This is a genomic window from Paracoccus benzoatiresistens (assembly GCF_026913015.1).
GTDB classification, from domain to species: Bacteria; Pseudomonadota; Alphaproteobacteria; order Rhodobacterales; family Rhodobacteraceae; genus Paracoccus; species Paracoccus benzoatiresistens.
Map to the genome: position 1 here is coordinate 1 of NZ_JAPTYD010000068.1, position 15,663 is coordinate 15,663.

12 protein-coding genes and 5 pseudogenes are annotated in these 15,663 nt (G+C 61.9%); 5 read left to right on the forward strand and 12 right to left on the reverse strand.

From position 1 onward, the window contains the following. From OU682_RS21150 to OU682_RS21160, 3 genes and pseudogenes are all read left to right on the forward strand, one after another. A partial coding sequence (locus OU682_RS21150; RefSeq protein ID WP_268944194.1) for an ATP-binding protein occupies positions 1-336 on the forward strand: 336 nt, incomplete at its 5' end. A gap of 79 nt (positions 337-415) precedes the next feature. Then, positions 416-811: pseudogene (locus OU682_RS21155) on the forward strand (transposase); the annotation flags it as partial. A 254-nt stretch (positions 812-1,065) separates the two neighbouring features. Continuing rightward, positions 1,066-1,596: pseudogene (locus OU682_RS21160) on the forward strand (IS30 family transposase); the annotation flags it as partial. Positions 1,597-2,078: 482 nt separating this feature from the next. Here OU682_RS21160 and OU682_RS21165 read toward each other — a convergent pair. Next, positions 2,079-2,720, reverse strand: a pseudogene (locus OU682_RS21165) (transposase family protein); the annotation flags it as partial. Between the two features lie 260 nt (positions 2,721-2,980). On the opposite strand from OU682_RS21165, the gene OU682_RS21170 reads away from it, so the two are divergent. After that, positions 2,981-4,207 carry an IS110 family RNA-guided transposase gene (locus OU682_RS21170; RefSeq protein ID WP_268944195.1) on the forward strand — a complete coding sequence of 409 codons (1,227 nt, stop codon included), beginning with the start codon at positions 2,981-2,983 and terminating at the stop codon, positions 4,205-4,207. A gap of 96 nt (positions 4,208-4,303) precedes the next feature. Here OU682_RS21170 and OU682_RS21175 read toward each other — a convergent pair. Then, positions 4,304-5,059: pseudogene (locus OU682_RS21175) on the reverse strand (ISNCY family transposase); the annotation flags it as partial. Positions 5,060-5,360: 301 nt separating this feature from the next. On the opposite strand from OU682_RS21175, the gene OU682_RS21180 reads away from it, so the two are divergent. Further along, positions 5,361-5,921: a helix-turn-helix domain-containing protein gene (locus OU682_RS21180; protein WP_268944196.1), complete on the forward strand. Its 561-nt coding sequence runs from the start codon at positions 5,361-5,363 to the stop codon at positions 5,919-5,921. Between the two features lie 16 nt (positions 5,922-5,937). Here OU682_RS21180 and OU682_RS21185 read toward each other — a convergent pair whose 3' ends face one another. From OU682_RS21185 to OU682_RS21230, 10 genes and pseudogenes are all read right to left on the reverse strand, one after another. Then, complete coding sequence (locus OU682_RS21185; RefSeq protein WP_268944197.1) at positions 5,938-7,251, reverse strand: MATE family efflux transporter; 1,314 nt, start codon at positions 7,249-7,251, stop codon at positions 5,938-5,940. A gap of 52 nt (positions 7,252-7,303) precedes the next feature. Beyond that, positions 7,304-8,377, reverse strand: coding sequence for an ABC transporter ATP-binding protein (locus OU682_RS21190; protein ID WP_268944198.1), 1,074 nt, complete (start codon positions 8,375-8,377; stop codon positions 7,304-7,306). Continuing rightward, the gene (locus OU682_RS21195; RefSeq protein ID WP_268944199.1) at positions 8,370-9,164 is read right to left on the reverse strand and encodes an ABC transporter permease; all 795 of its coding nucleotides are present in this window, start codon (positions 9,162-9,164) and stop codon (positions 8,370-8,372) included. The genes OU682_RS21190 and OU682_RS21195 overlap by 8 nt, the downstream gene beginning before the upstream one ends. After that, the gene (locus OU682_RS21200; protein WP_268944200.1) at positions 9,161-10,132 is read right to left on the reverse strand and encodes an ABC transporter permease; all 972 of its coding nucleotides are present in this window, start codon (positions 10,130-10,132) and stop codon (positions 9,161-9,163) included. Before OU682_RS21200 ends, OU682_RS21195 begins: the two co-directional genes overlap by 4 nt. 85 nt (positions 10,133-10,217) lie before the next feature. Next, positions 10,218-11,327, reverse strand: coding sequence for an ABC transporter substrate-binding protein (locus tag OU682_RS21205; protein ID WP_268944201.1), 1,110 nt, complete (start codon positions 11,325-11,327; stop codon positions 10,218-10,220). A 56-nt stretch (positions 11,328-11,383) separates the two neighbouring features. Beyond that, positions 11,384-12,502 (reverse strand): NAD/NADP octopine/nopaline dehydrogenase family protein, encoded by a 1,119-nt coding sequence (locus OU682_RS21210; RefSeq protein WP_268944202.1) that lies wholly within the window; start codon positions 12,500-12,502, stop codon positions 11,384-11,386. Between the two features lie 25 nt (positions 12,503-12,527). Continuing rightward, entirely contained in the window at positions 12,528-13,112 is a 585-nt protein-coding gene (locus tag OU682_RS21215) for a peroxidase-related enzyme (RefSeq protein ID WP_268944203.1), read from the reverse strand. Beyond that, positions 13,112-13,594 (reverse strand): carboxymuconolactone decarboxylase family protein, encoded by a 483-nt coding sequence (locus OU682_RS21220; protein WP_268944204.1) that lies wholly within the window; start codon positions 13,592-13,594, stop codon positions 13,112-13,114. Before OU682_RS21220 ends, OU682_RS21215 begins: the two co-directional genes overlap by 1 nt. 13 nt (positions 13,595-13,607) lie before the next feature. Then, positions 13,608-15,059: an NAD(P)-binding domain-containing protein gene (locus OU682_RS21225; RefSeq protein WP_268944205.1), complete on the reverse strand. Its 1,452-nt coding sequence runs from the start codon at positions 15,057-15,059 to the stop codon at positions 13,608-13,610. 270 nt (positions 15,060-15,329) lie between these two features. Beyond that, a pseudogene (locus OU682_RS21230) lies at positions 15,330-15,663 on the reverse strand (aminotransferase class V-fold PLP-dependent enzyme); the annotation flags it as partial.

A 15,663-nucleotide genomic window follows, 5' to 3' on the forward strand; every position in this document is an offset into this window, starting at 1 on the left:
ATCCTCGACGACATCACCTATGCCCACAAGGACCAGGCCGAAACCAGCGTGCTCTTCGAGTTGATTGCCCGGCGCTACGAATACCGCAGCATTGCCATCGCCGCCAACCAGCCCTTCAGTGGCTGGGACCAGATCTTCCCCGACAAGGCGATGACCGTCGCCGCCATCGATCGTCTGGTCCATCACGCGACCATCCTCGAGATGAACGCCCAAAGTTACCGTCAGCGTGCCGCGAAAGCCAACAAGAGGGCCCGGGCTGAAACACCAGCGACAACCAGCGACGACAACCAGAACAAAGGACCGCATTGCCTCGCCAGAATTGTTCCCCACAGATGAGGTGTTGCGTCACTAGAAATGTTCCCGGAGCAAATCCGTTCGGGGGCGAGCATGAGGCGGGTCAGCATGGGAACGAGAGACGATCCGCCTGCAGACGGCTCCGGGCGTCGGACCCATCAGCGCCATGGCTATCCAGGCGTTCGCTCCTCCGATGGAAGGGTTCCGAAGGGGACGCGACTTTGCCGCCTGGCTGGGTCTCGTCCCCGTCCAGAAGTCGACCGGTGGCCGGCAAATCCTAGGGCGGACCTCCAAAATGGGACAACGAGACATCCGAAGGCTGTTGATCATCGGCGCGATGACGCGGGTCAGATGGGCGATCAAAAACGGCCCTCCCAAAGGGTCCTGGCTCGAGCAGATGCTGGCGCGCAAGCCTCGGATGCTGGTCGCCATCGCCTTGGCAAACAAAACTGCCCGCGCGATCTGGGCGGTGATGACGAAACAGGAGGACTATCGAGACCCTGCCCTGGCCGTGTGACACGGTAAGGGCTGGCAGGTGTGAGACGGACATTGACCAGTAAGGACAAACGATCGACCAGATCGAGGTTGGGGAAACCAGGCCTTCCCAGAGAGCTTGCAGCTCGGGCTCATTGATATGGACCCAACCTTCGCATCGCCATACCGGCCCGCGGCATTGTCAAAGCCGCACATCGAGGCCTGACACATGACCGTACCCGATCACATGTTCGAACCGTTCAAAAGAAAGCTTGCACCGACCGAGGTATCCACACATGGGAGGGCGATCTCATTCTTGGTCTCGGCAGCTCGGCGATCGGCACCTTGGTTGAGCGAACCACGCGCTTCACAATGTTGCTGCATCTGCCGCGGATGGAGGATCATGGCAAGGCCAAGTCCCTCAGGAATGGGCCGGCCCTTGCTGGTCATGGCGCCGAAGCCGTTCGCGACGCCATTGCGGGCACTATCATGGAACTGCCAGCACATTTGCGCAGATCACTGACCTGGGACCAAGGCGCGGAGATGGCGCAACACGCCCGGCTCCGGATCGATACCGGCCTCGACGTCTACTTCTGCGACCCGCAAAGCCCTTGGCAGCGCGGCAGCAACGAAAACACCAATGGCCTGCTGCGCCAATACTTTCCCAAGGGAACGGATCTTAGCCGGCACAGCGCCGACGAACTGAGCGCTGTTGCCCATGCGTTGAACACACGTCCGCGCAAGACACTCGGCTGGCAAACACCGGCAGAGGCACTCGACCGGCTGCTGAAAGTGGATATGATCGGCGGTGTTGCGACGACCGGTTGAATCCCCCATGGTCACATCCACGATGGCAGAAGAGGATGATCAAGAAAACGTTGCGACGGTGCAAAAGCGCTTCGTCGACTGATGGCCCACAAGGAAATGCCGGCACCCGCATGCGCAGGGCCGGCACCCAGTTGGCCGGCAGCACCGGCGGCGGATAGATCGAGATTAGGAGGCGCCTGTGTTCTCTTCGAGAAATTCTTCAGGGTGGCGGCATAGCCTGCTAGGCGGTGTGTCTCGCCGGCATCATTTCCGCCATCCCCCCTGCCCTCTCCTTCACCGATCTTTGCCAATCGTCCGAGTACCGCTGTTGTCACCAAGTTAAAATGTCGCCTCGTGGACCATTTAGAAATGTCGCATGGGGCTTGGAGCGATAAGCCGGCCCCGGCCCGCTCTCCAGCACAAGGGCCGTAGGGACGGGGCCGGCGACAGCGCGCTGTTTGCAGGTTTCGGCTATCGTGGCTGAGGGCTATTCGAGCCCATCGTCATTGTGCAGGTGGTTGCAGGAGCTGCGCAGCCTGAGCTTCTGCCGCGCGTCGTTCGGCGCGTTTGTTGAGCCAGCTCTTTCGACCACGACCGCGCTTGCCGGTCGGCGTGTAGTAGTCTCGCTGCTTGCCCACAGGGCCGACCTGCGGCGGGTTGGTCTGCTGCTGGACCATGATGTAGGACAGCACCTCGGCCAGCCGCTTGTTCTCGGTGATGCTGGCGTGGGTCACCCGCTGCTGGCTGGGGTCAAACACCCTGTAGGGCAGTAACATGCCCTTCCAGCGGATCTCGAGCGGCCGATCTGCAAAGGCGTAGGTTTCGACATACTGACCGATGGCGCTGCGGGCGTGCGCGCTGTCATTCAGAATGAACTTCCTGCGCTCGTAATGGACCACCAGGTTGCCGCTGAGCCGGCGCTGATCGCGGATGCAGAGGATCTCGCGGAGCCGCGATGCCGGCACATTCAGCGGCCGGTGCAGATCATCAGACCGGGCAGGAAGACAGGCAAAGCGCTCGTTGTGGCGCGCCATGAAGCCCGGCAGAAAGGCATTGCCCGCCACCATGTCGCTGATGCCGGCCAGCCGCAGTTCCTTGACCAAGCGGTCCTGCAGGGTGCGGTTGGCGCGCTCCACGCGACCCTTATCCGGCATGATGAGAGTGGCGCCTCGAGACCCTGCCGAATCTTCAGGATTGGCGTTATGGTGAGACCATCCGGGTTCTGGGGCGCCGGGAGCACGTGAGTGCGGACAGACCGATCAACAAGCATGGGCCGCGACCCCGAGCCCTTAAGTGGTCGCCCCTGCGGCCCGCCCGGATGCGCTGCGAGCGCGGATCTGTAGGTGCCGCGTGCCCGCCGCTCCCGTGAATGAAGACTCATTCGCTCCAAGAAGGGGAGGAAAGCATGAGGATCATCGGTTTGGACATTCACCGGGTCTTTGCGGAGGCGGTGGCGCTTGAAGGTGCGGAGTTCACGCGTCTTGGGCGGATCGGGATGACGCGCGAGCACTTGGCCGCTTTCGCTGCGACACTGAAGAAAACAGATCACGTGATTGTCGAGGCGACAGGGAACGCCACGGCACTCGTCGAAATCCTGACGCCGTATGTCGCGCGCGTGGGGGTCGCCAATCCGCTGCAAGTATACCTGATCGCCAAAGCGAAGACCAAGACTGACAAGATTGATGCCCGCGTCTTGGCACAGCTCTACGCCGCAGGCTTTCTGCCGGAGGTATGGGTGCCGGACGAGGTCACACTGGCGCGACGGCGCCAGGTCACACGCCGGAGCCAGCTCGTCAAACAGCGGGTCCGTCTGAAAGGGATCGTGCAATCCATCCTGCACGCCCATCTCGTCCCCCGCTGCCCCCATGTGGATCTCTTTGGCATCAAGGGCCGAGCCTGGCTCAAGGCGCAGTATCTGCCCGACGACGAACGCGAGGCAATCGCGCGCCACATCGACGAGTATGACCGCTTGACCGAGGCTCAGAAAGGCGTCGAGAAGGACATCGCCCGAGCCGCATTGGATGATAAGGACGTCAAGCGGATCATGACTGCGCCCGGCATCGACATGGTTGTGGCAGTCGGCGTGATGGCGGCCATCGGCCGGATTGAACGTTTTGACAGCCCCGACAAACTGGTCGCCTACTTCGGATTGAACCCAAGCGTCCGACAATCCGGCGAAGGGCCGGCGTATCATGGCCGGATCACCAAGCGTGGGCCATCGGGCGCTCGTCATCTCCTGGTCGAAGCAGCGTGGCAAGCCATTCGCGTCCCAGGTCCCTTGCGGGCCTTCTACGACCGTATCCGCGCACGCCGCGGCACCCACATTGCGGTTGTGGCAGTGGCCCGGAAACTGACCGTTCTGATTTGGCACATGCTGACAAAAGGCGAAGACTACACCTGGGTGCGGCCGGCGCTGATGACTCGAAAGATGCGGTCATTGGAACTGGCTGCCGGTCTACCCGCACGGCGCGGCCAACGCGGTGCCACCTATGCGTACAACCTCCCGGAACGCCGACAAGCCGATCAGGCCGTTGCGGATCAGGCCGAGTGTGACTATCGGCACCTGACCCAGGGCTGGCGAAAGCGAGGGCCGGATCGCGGTGCAGGCGCCACAAACGAGGAACGTCAATGATCTGGCCACGCGCCGGGGTTTGAACCTCACACCCCGTCCTTTGCCCCGTGGTCGCCTGCATTGCAGAAAATAGCACGTACACACCGAAAGGGTCTATTCAATCTCATCCGTCGCCTGCGAGGAATTGGCACACAGGATCTCGATGTTCAGTTCCGCCAGGGCCCGGCCGAACTGCGTCATGGCATGTCCGTTGCGGACCTCGGGACGGTTGATGCGAAAGATGCTGTGCTTGTCGGAGTAGAACGCGACGGGGCGGCCGTGCTCCATCAAGTAGCCCTCCAAGGCTCCGAAGTAAGCTTCGGTGGTCTCCGAAGGGACAAAGCGCATCTGCATCAGCTTTCCGGTGGCATCATCAACGAACACCAGCAGCGTGCAGGCCGGACCGCGATCCTCAAACCAGCGATGATCCGAGCCATCGATCTGGATCAACTCGCCAAAAGCCTGCCGGCGCAGCCGTGGCTGGTGAACACGGTGCCGCTGCGCTCGGCTGTGCCAAAGCCCGGCCGCCATCATCCATTGCCGCAGGCTCTCCGACGAGATGCGGATGCCATGCCGCTCGGCCAGCTTCTCAGCCGCCAGCGTCGGTCCGAAATCAGGATAATCGCTGCGGATCAGGGACAGGATGTAATCGCGCTTGAGAGCGCTGATGCGGTTGTTCGAGGGTCGGCCGCGCAGCTTGTGGCGCACCGCCATGGCGCCTTCGTCCCGCACCTTGCCGAGCAGGCGTTGCACCTGCCGCTGACTGAGGCCAAGCAGACTGGCAGCTGTCGCTGACCGCAAGCTGCCGTCCAGGACCTGCGCCAAAACCTCGATCCGCTGAAGCTCGCGTTCGCTCATCAGGAGAAGTCCCATGCCAATGCCCTTGTGTCACATCCTGCGCGCAAGGCTCCGGCAGCAGGGCAAGGGCGACAAATCAACTTTGCCAGTTCACGACAGTTCTACTCTGCGCCTACAACCGCTTCGGCGCCTAACGGGTGTTATGGAACGGCAAAGCGGTGCTCCAACAATGAAGCATGGTGGCAGAAGCTTCTCGTGCCTCTCATATTATGATGACCATGTTCATGGATGCAGTTGTCAGCTTGGCGATATTGCGTCACGTTCGACCTTGGTGAACGCCTGTTGCAAAAGCTTTTTCTTCTTTTCGGGATGATCCATGACCCTGCGTTCTGAAATTCACGATCGCCTTGCAGCTTCACTGAAAGACGCACGGACGGCAAAGGGTCTCAGTCTCGATGCGGTTGCCCGGTTGTCAGGCGTCAGCCGGTCGATGGTCAGCCAGATCGAGCGAGGCGAGTCCAGTCCCACGGTTGCAACACTTTGGAACCTGACGCAGGCGCTGCAGGTCGATTTCGCGGGCCTTCTGGACGCTCGCAAGAACCCTGTAATCGAGGTCATCCGGGCGGAGGCTGCGCCAGTTATCGGTGGTCGAGGGCAAGGCGTCAGCATTCGCATCCTGTCGCCCGCCGAGGCTGTGGGGGTACACGAGGTTTATGACGTGACCTTTGGCGAAGGGGGCAAGCTGATCAGCGATCCGCATGGGCCGGGATGCCGCGAACATCTAACGCTTCTGAACGGCTGCATCGAGGTTACGTCAGGCGACGAAAGCCAACGTCTAAATGTGGGTGACACCGCCCGTTATTTCGCGGACCGGCCGCACCGAGTTGAGGCTGTCGACGGGCCCGCCCGCGCCATTCTGATCGTCCAGAACAGCTGAGGGCTCCACGACACTCTTAGAGCATGACGCGGGCCTTGTCCTCGACCCGCGGATAGCTGTGCGCCATCAGCACGGTGCGCGCCATGCTCATCACCACCAAACCGAGCCAAAGCGCGTGATTGCCGAGGATCGGCAAGGTGGCAAGGATCGTGCCAAGATACAGCATCAGCGACAGAAACATGACGTTGCGCATCTGCCGCGACAGGGTGGCGCCGATGAAGATGCCGTCGAAGATGAAGCTGCCGAAGCTGGCCAGCGGCATGATCCACACCCATATGAGGTATAGCTCAGCCTCCGCCTGCACCTCGGGCGAGGTAGTCATCAGCGCGATCATCTGCGCACCGCCCAAAATAGCGGCGGCGGCCAACAGCAGGCTACCTCCGAAGGCCCATTTGCCCGACAGCACTGCCGCGCGGCGCAGCGCCCTGACCTTTCTGGCGCCGACTGCCTGGCCCACCAGGGCCTCGGCCGAAAAGGCGAAGGCGTCCAGCATGTAGGAAAAGAGGTGTAGGAACTGCAGCAGCACCTGGTTGGCGGCTAAGCTCACATCGCCCTGCCCTGCCGACATGAACACAAAGGACGTGTAGCTGGCCTGCAGCAGCAGCGAGCGCAGCACCAGGTCGGCGTTCATCGCCATGGTGTGTTTCAGCGCGACGCGCTCTGAAATCTCGGCCCAGCCTGATCGCAGAGCGGGCCGGAAGGCGTCGCGGCACAGCCACAGCGCCAGAACCAGCCCGGACCATTCGCCGATCAGCGTCGCGGTTGCCACGCCCGGCACGCCCAGGCCCAGGACAATCACGAACAGCACGTCCAACCCAATATTGATCAGGTTGATCCACAATTGCAGCATCAGCACCGACCGCGCCCGCTCCAAGGCAATCAGCCAGCCTGTGATGGCATAGACGGCGATGGTGGCAGGCGCCCCCCAGATGCGGATCGAAACATAGCTTTGTGCCAGATCCTCGACCTCGGCTGAGGCGGGCGACAGCGCAAAAGCGCCCGTGAGGATCGGCAGGTGCAGAAGGATCAGCCCCGCCCCTCCCAAGGCCGCGATCAGCAACGCGCGGTGCAGCACCAGAGCCGTTTCGCGCGGGCTGCCCCGCCCATGGGCCTGCGCCGTCAGCCCCGAGGTTCCCATTCTTAAGAAGGTGAACAGCATGTAGACGGTGGACAGGATGATCCCGCCCAAGCCTACGGCCCCGATGGGTGCTGCGGCCCCCATCTGGCCCACAACGGCGGTATCGACCAGCCCCAGCAGTGGAATTGTGGCATTGGACACGAGAATGGGCAGGGCAATGTTCAGAACCCTGCGATGCGTGATATCCTGCATTTTGGTTCCTGGCGGGGGACGAAGCAGTAGTCCCCCGGTTTCGTGGTCAGGCTCAGTCGGCCAGCAATGTCAGGCTGTTGGCGTTCCAGCCCAACCAGACTGGCCCGTCTTCGATGGCACGGCCTCGGTCCGTATCGGTATAGGCTTGGATCACCGTATTGCCGACCGCAACATCGAGCAGCATCCGGTGACCTTTGAACAGCCGATTGACGACTCGGCCCTGGACCGCGTTGTCGGTGCCGGGCCGTTCCTGGGCAACCTGCACGCGCTCGGGCCGCAGCGAGGCGGTCGTGGCCGTTGCTCCCACCCCCGGAGAGGCGATGGCGCGCAGCCGGTTGCCCTGCCAGTCGAAGCCTGTGACGTCTTGGTCCCTGCCAATTGCCTGTCCAGTGAGCAGGTTCGTCTCACCAATGAATTCGGCCACGAAGCGGCTGGCGGGACGAAAATACAAATCCTCAGGTGTGCCGTCCTGTTCGATCCGGCCCTTGTTCATCACGACGATCCGATCCGACATAGTCAGCGCCTCTTCTTGATCGTGGGTGACAAAGAAGAAGGTCTTATTGGTTCGCCGCTGGATGGCTTTCAATTCGACCTGAACCTGACCGCGCAGCTTGGCGTCGAGGGCGCCTAGGGGTTCGTCCAGAAGCAGAAGCGCGGGATCGGGTGCCAGTGCGCGGGCCAAGGCTACGCGCTGCCGCTGGCCACCCGACAGCTGGTCGGGCCGGCGGTCCAGATAGGCGGTCAGTTCCAGAAACGATGCCAGTTCGCTTATCCGAGCCGCAATGGCCGCTTTGCCCATCCCCTTCAGTTCCAGGCCGAAGGCGATGTTGCGCCGGACGGTCATGTTGGGAAACAGCGCATAATCCTGAAAGACCATGTTCACGTTGCGCTTGTTCGGTGGCAGCGCCGTTACGTCCTGCCCGTCTAGGATCACCCGGCCGGTATTGGGCGTCTCGAACCCTCCTAGGATCCGCAGCGTGGTGGACTTGCCGCAGCCCGAAGGGCCGAGGAAGGTCACGAACTCGCCGCTGGCGATGGACAGGTTCATCTCGTGCAGTGCGGTGAAGCTTCCGAACGCCTTCGTCACGCCCTCGATGCGGACGATCGGGTCCCTTGCGTCAGTCATGTGAAGCCCTCTTGGACAGTCCGCGCATCGACCGCTCTGCCCAGAGGCCGAGAAGGGCGGTCAGCACCAGGACGATGGTGGAAATGGCGTTGATCTCTGGCGACATGCCAGAGCGAAGCTTGGCGAAAATCAGGACCGGTAGCGTCGGTTCGTACCCGCCCAGGAAGAATGAGCGGACGAAATCGTCGAAGCTCAGCAGCATGCAGAAGACGCCCCCGCCAATCATGGCAGGCGTCAGATAGGGCAGAGAAACGCGGAAGAAGGCGATGATGGGATCCGCCCCCAAGTCGCGCGCGGCTTCGGCATAGCTCTTGGGCATGGTGGACAAGCGCGCCATCACGACCAGGACGACAAATGGCACGTTGTGGATCGCATGCGACCAAATGATGGCCCACATGCCCGGCTCCATCCCGACGACGCGGGCGGCAATGCGGAAGGCGATGGCCGAGATGACACCGGGAATGATCGCTGGCAGGAGTGTCAGGCCCAGGATAATGGCCCGGCCCCAGAAGCTGCGCCCGGTCAGCGCGACGGCGATCCATGTGCCCATCGTTAGAGCGATCAGGGTCGAGACGACGGCGATCACCATGGAATAGGCAAAGGCTTGCAGCACAGCGGTGTCGGCAAAGACCGTCATGTACCAGTCCAGCGTCCACGATTTGATGGGAAAGCCGATGAACTTGGAATCTTTGAACCCCATCAGCATCATCAGGAACAACGGCACCAGAAGGTAGATGACGAAGGCCCAATAGATGCATTGCATCAGGATGCGCGTGTTGCGGGTCATTTGCTTACCCTCCCGGCCAGAAAGCCCATCAGCTTGTTGAACCCGCCCGACAGCGCCAGGGCGGTCAGCAGCATGATGCAGGAAAACGCCGCGCCCACCGGCCACTGGTCGCCCGCGACATGGAAGAACCCCGCGATGACCTCGGAGAAAAGCGTGGTGCTGGGACCGCCAAGAAGGACGGGCGTCGCATACATCCCGGTTGAGATCAGGAAGACCAGCGTACAGCCCGAGGCGATCCCTTCCAGCGACAGCGGCAGGGTGATGCGGCGAAAGCGCGTCCAGGGTCCCGCGCCCAGGTCGGCCGCAGCCTCGGAATAGCTTGCTGGGATCTTCTCGAGCGCAGAATAAAGCGGCATCAGCATGTAGAGCGCGGTCAGGTAGATGATTCCCGCGCTCAGCGAAAAGCCCGTGTACATGAAGGGGATTGGACGTTCCGTCAGGCCCAGCCATTGTAGCAGGATGTTCAGCGCGCCATTGTTGCCCAGAAGGATCATCATTGCAAAGATCCGTACCACCTCGCCCACCCAGAAGGGAATCAGCAGCAGCATCAGGAACAGGATCTGGCGGTCGCGTCGCACGTGCCGGGCGAGGAAATAGGCGACCGGATACATGATAATCAGCGTGGTCAGCGTCAGCACTGAGGAGAAGACCAACGTCCGGATGAAGGGCGTGATGAAGATGCTGTCGGACCAGAACTTTCGATAGTTCTCCAACGTATAGACGGACACCTTGTTGGGACTGGGGGGGTAGCTGCTCAGCAGGCTGACATTCAGCATCTGCAGGATCGGCCCAAGGTGGGTGATGAAAACCCAGAGAATCGGAATGGCCAACAGGAACCAGAACTGCCGTCGGGGTGATGACAGAAGGATGTCAGTCAGCGCGACATAAGGTCCGAAGGTGCTGAGCCGCCCCCAGAACCCTGTGCGATCGGTCTTGCCGGCGGTGCCGGTTTCGGTGGTGTAGGTCATGTGAGGCGAAGCCCATGCTTGGCCTGACCGGCGGGTCAGAACGGTGCAGATGACAGGGGCGCCAAGCCGGCGCCCCTGCGGGCGATCAGGCAGCCTTGATCTGTTCGACGGCCGGGTCCATGAAGCGGTACTTCATCTCGTTAGCCTCGGCGCGGAAGAATTGCAGCCCAGCCAGTTGCTCCTCGGGGAACGAGGTGGCCTTGCGCTCGATATCGGTCAGGTGCTGCTCGACGTCCTTAAAGGTCGAGATAAAGCCCGAGCTGCGGCTGAGGTTTGCGCCAATCTCAGGGCTCGCAAGCAGGGCGTTCAGGAACAGATAGGCGTTGTCCGCGTTCGGCGCGCCCTTGGCGACGTTCAGCGTGTAGACGAAGCCATAGCTGCCTTCCTTCGGGATGGTCATCGCCACCGGGAAGCCATCGGTAATCAGCGTGGCGATCGGACCGTTCCAAGCATGAGCCAACATGATGTCCTGGTTGACGAACATCTGCTGCACCTCGGCGCCGCCATCGTAATACTTGCGGACCTTCGGCTTCTGCTCAATCAGGTAATCGCGGATCTCGGTGACGATCCGCTGAGCTTCGGTCTCGTCGTTCAGGTACTCGATCATGTTGCCGTCATAGCCACGCGCCAACATGAGCACGGACATCATGTCCTGCAGGATATAGGCTGTTTGCTGGCTGTACTTGTCCGAGAAGAGCGTATCCCAGGTCTGGGCCTCCTCCGGGCTGACGACCTCTGTGTTGTAGGCCAGAACCTCGGCTCCCGAAAGGATCGGCACGCCCCATTTATTGTCGCGGATCGTGCCCCAGTCGCTTTCCGAGAAGATGGGATTGATATTGCCCCAATTGGTCAGGCGCCCCGTGTCGATCGGTGCCAGTAGATCGGAATCGATGAACTGCAGATAGCGGTGTCCCGCGACGGTCAGGATGTCCACAGTGGGTTTCGGCTGTTCGGCCGCCAGCAGGTTGAACTGCTTACCCTGGTCATCAACCAGCCGGATGTTCACCTTGATCCCGGTATCGGATTCGAACTGCGACTTGAAGTCGTCTGGAACGAAGTTGTTGTAGGTCCAAATATTCAGTTCGCCCCCTGTCTGTGCAAGGCCTTGGCGCAGATAGGCGGGACTTGCTAGGGCTGCCGCGCCGAGGGCAGTGCCATGCAGAAAGCGGCGGCGGTTAAGGTGAAACTTGGTCATCGTGATATCCTCACTCTCTGTTGGGTCAGGCTGGGCTAGGATCTTCTACGGCGGGTTCAGGCGCCCACCTTGTCACTTGCAGGGATTTTACCATCCTGACAGGCTTGGCGAAGGTCTTGCAACGTCAGGCGTTCCAGGTCTATCGCAGCCAGAAGCTCGTTCTCGGCCAGAAAGTCACGACCATACATGGCAGAGAATAGATCTACTCCAGCTTGGTGCAGCACCGCCGGACGTCCAGCCATCCGCCCGAGTGCCGCAGTGACGGCCAGACCATAGGGCACATCCTCAGTTACATAGCGACTGTCGGCGGTGGCGGGACCCTGCCCGCCGATGCCCTTTTCATGAAGTTCCGCGTTCATCTCGGCGATCGAGGCGATAGGAACATGATAGGACAGATGATAATGTTCGAAGATGGTGCGGACCTTCAGGCCCAGGGCGGTGGCTATGGCCACCCGCTCCGCGTCCAAAGCCTCCATGAGGCGGCCGACATTGGGAGTGACGTTGCCGCCCTGGCTCCAGGTCTCGCCATGCTCCATCCGGGTCATGTTGCACAGTGCGATGCCCATGTGGTTCTGCGGGTTGAGGTTCGAAAGCGCAATGGCCAGCAGGTCGTCGCGCGGCACGAACCGGTCTCCGAACAGGCGGCGGCAAAGCGCCAGCCCCTGCTCGGCCTGCAAGACGGGCACTGTCGCGCAGTCTATCTTGGATCGGATGGTATTGACCGAAACCGTCGCTAAGTCCGGCTGGCGAGCGGTTGCCAGCGTCGTGCCCCAGACCGTCACCGGCACTCTGACGCCGCGGGCGGCCAGCTTGTCCAGCAGGTAGAGCGCCCCAAATGAGGCATGAGAGCTGATGATGACCGGCTGGTCTTCACGCAGATGGGGGGCAATGGCGTCCAGAACTGCCTTGTGGCCATATCCGGGTAAGGCCAGCAGGACGACGTCGGATGCCGCGACCAGATCCTGCGCCGTGGGGGCAATGCCGGGAGCAAACTGGCCTTCAAGCGCGCCCTTGGCAGTCAGCATTTCTCCGGCGGCCAGACGGGCTGTGCTTTTCCCCGAGGGCGACCAGAGGATCGCGTGATGACCTTCGTTTTCCAGGAAGGCCGCGGTAGCAAAGGCGACGGCCCCGGCGCCTGCAATTCCCACGGTTAGTCTTTCGCCCGTCACAGCCATGTCTCGCCTTTCCCTTTGATCGTTGTCAGCCGGTCTTACGGACCGGATCACCCAGAATGTGCATCAGCCGGTTAGCCCAGCCGAACAACGCTGATGACAGCACCAGATCCAGGATCTCGCCCTCGTCCAGCCCTGCCTCGCGCAAGGCCGCCACATCGGTTGCCGTGGCCTGCTGCGGGGTCCGCGCCAGCTTCATGCCAAAATCGAGGATCGCGCGATCGCGCGGCTCCAGATCGGCCTTCTCGCCCATCGTGAACAGCTTGTCGGTGACGGCCGTGTCCTTGGACAATTGCGCATGGCGGTCGGCATGCACGGCTGCGCAATAGATGCAGTGGTTCACCACGGACGCCGCCAGAGCGCCCAGTTCCCGCTCGGCCCGCGACAGACCGCCCTGGCCATACATGATCGCGTTGAACAGCGGAGAGCGAACCTTCAGGGTTTCGACGTCGTGAGCCAGCACCAGCACATAGTCTGAAACCTTGGTATTCGATGGCGTAACCTGCAGCGCGTCTAGCTGATCTTGTGTGGCTTCGGCAAGCTTCACGGGCACGACGCGCGGCCGCCACTCCGGCACGGTTCGCGTAAAACGGCGGATCACCTCGTCCTTCATTATGCCCCCTCCGCCATCAGGCGCAACCCGGCGATCAGGCGAAGCTGATAAGCCAGGAAGGCGTTCAGTTCGGCCAGCCGGACAATATCCGCATCCGAAATGCCGGCCCCCTGAAGTGCTGCGACGTCGCCCGCCACCATGTCGCGCGGGTTCGTGCTGACGGCGTCGGTAAAGACCAGCATCGCGGCAACACGCGGGTCGCCCGACGCTACACCCGGTCGGGCAAGGGCCGCGAAAACCTCATCGGAAACGCCAGCCGCGTATCGTGTAGCTTCAGCGTGCTCTCCATGAAGGGCGGCAATGCGGGCCGCAAGGGCGTGGCGCAAGTCGCGGGTCAGACCGCCCGGATCGGCCGGGCTCAAAACGGCATCCTCGGCGGCCTGGGTTTTCTCAAAGATGTCGCGGCGCTTCAGGATTTCGGCCTCGACCGTCGATCCGGGGGCAATTGCGGCGGCGGCCGTGACGCTGGTGGTCAGGCTCATGTCTCGGGCTCCTTCAACCGGCATGGGACAGCGAGGCAACGGGCAGATCGCTGGCCTGCCATTCGTCCCCCATCAACTCGGGCGAGGCATAGTCCTGCAGTACCTGCCAATGGTGGTCGATATCCTCCAGATACAGCTTTCGGGCCATCTCCCGGCCCAGCCATTCGCCGCCGATCGATACCGCCGGAATGTCGCCGCTGGTTTTGCCCAGGCTGACGGTCGAGCCATAGTTGAAGCAGTAGACATGGCCCAGCCAGTCAGTGCATCCGGGCCGCTTGGTCCGGAAGGTGAAGTCCGGACCAAGATAGGGAAACAGCCCCAGATCCCGCGATTCCTCGCCCGGGGGCGGTGTATAGACATCCTGCCACAAGAGGATATCCGAGGCGGCCTCTCCAAATTCGGTCCGCGACATCGGGTCCACGGTGAAGCCGGTGCCCAGGATCAGGAAGTCGGTCTCAAGCCGTGTCCCGTCGGTGAAATGGACCGCCATCCCTTGTCCCGCCTGGCGAACCGACGCGATGGCCTTGCCGAAGTGGAAATGCGCGTTCGCGTGGCGGCTAACCCGCAGCGTCGATCCGCGCGGCGGCGGCGTCTGGGTTTCGAAGGAATACCGCATGAAGCGCCATTTCCAGGCGTCGGTCATCCCCGCATAGCCGCAGGTGAACCCATAGCTTCCGATGCCCATGAACTTGTTGATGGTGGGCATTCTGGCCCGGCGGATCAGGTGACGCACCTCGGCCGCCCCTGCCTCGAGAGCCTCTGCCGCATTGTCAATGGCCGAAGCCCCGACGCCCACCACCGCGACCCGCCTGCCCTTCAGCGCCGCGAAATCGATCGGGTCCGAGGAATGGGCCCAGAGGGCGCAGTCCAGTCCATCCACGAAATCGGGGATCTGGGGCGCGCCGGTGCCGTCGCGGCCGGTAGCCATGACCAGCTTGCGCGTCAGGATCGACGCTTGGGCCGCACCCGTCAAATGCAGCCGTAGCAGTCCATCCGCGGGTTCGACGTGGTCCAGCGTTACGCCGTTCTCGACAGGGATCTGTAGGACGCGGCGGTACCAGGACAGATAGTCCATCCACATCGGCCGCGGAATCTTGTCCAAGGCGTTCCAAGCATCCTGCCCGAACTGCGACCGATACCAGGCCTGAAAGGTCAGCGACGGCAGGCCCGATGCTGGCCCGGTCAGGGTTTTGGGCGAACGCAGCGTCTCCATTCTGGCATAGGTGACCCACGGCCCCTCTTGCCCCGCCGGGTTGCGGTCGATGATGCGGACATTGCGGATGCCGGCGCGCGATAACGCGAACCAAGCCACCAGGCCACACATCCCGCCGCCGACGATGACGGCATCGGCCACATCCTCGCCGGCATGATCCCGACCTGGGACCCAGTTTGCTGGAGGATAGCAGAGATCCTCCAGGTCGCGTGCAAGTCGCGCCTCCAGCTGATGCAGGCCCTGGCTTGTCATTGTCTCACCTCTGTCGGATTACAGTTCTGCTGCAGGACAGGTGCTCGGTGGCACTGTCCAGCATCGTTGTGACCTGCCAGGGCAAAAAACGGCTGGCGCCGACCCCCAAAGGGGGGCAAGGTAGCCCAAGGCGATAGACGGTCAGCTTTCATCGTGGCGAACTTCCTCCGACATTGCGGAGTTGATGTTGACATAACGGAAAACCATGTCAAGAAAAGTTTACCATGCTCGGTCGGAAGGATTGGAACGACCAAGTAGTATGCCCCTTCTTCACGCCCTTTGTTTTTGTCTTGGCGTAAAGATTGCAGTTTCTACGTCGCATTCGTAATAGTGTGCAAGCTCGGGGGCAGTGCGGGAAAGCTCGGAGACGCTGTCCAGCACGACCTGCACCTTGCGGTCGCTCATCAGGGGCGACAGGTTCAGGCGGACAAAGCCCGGTTTCTCAAGCTCTTTGCCCGCCAGAATCGCCTGTCGCAGACGGGCCGACTCGGCCTCGCCGATGCCCAGCAGACGGTGGACATAGGGGCCCGCACAGGCGCAGCCGCCGCGGGCCTGGATGCCGTGGCGATCCGACAGCAGCCGCGTGACAAGCTGGTGATGGACA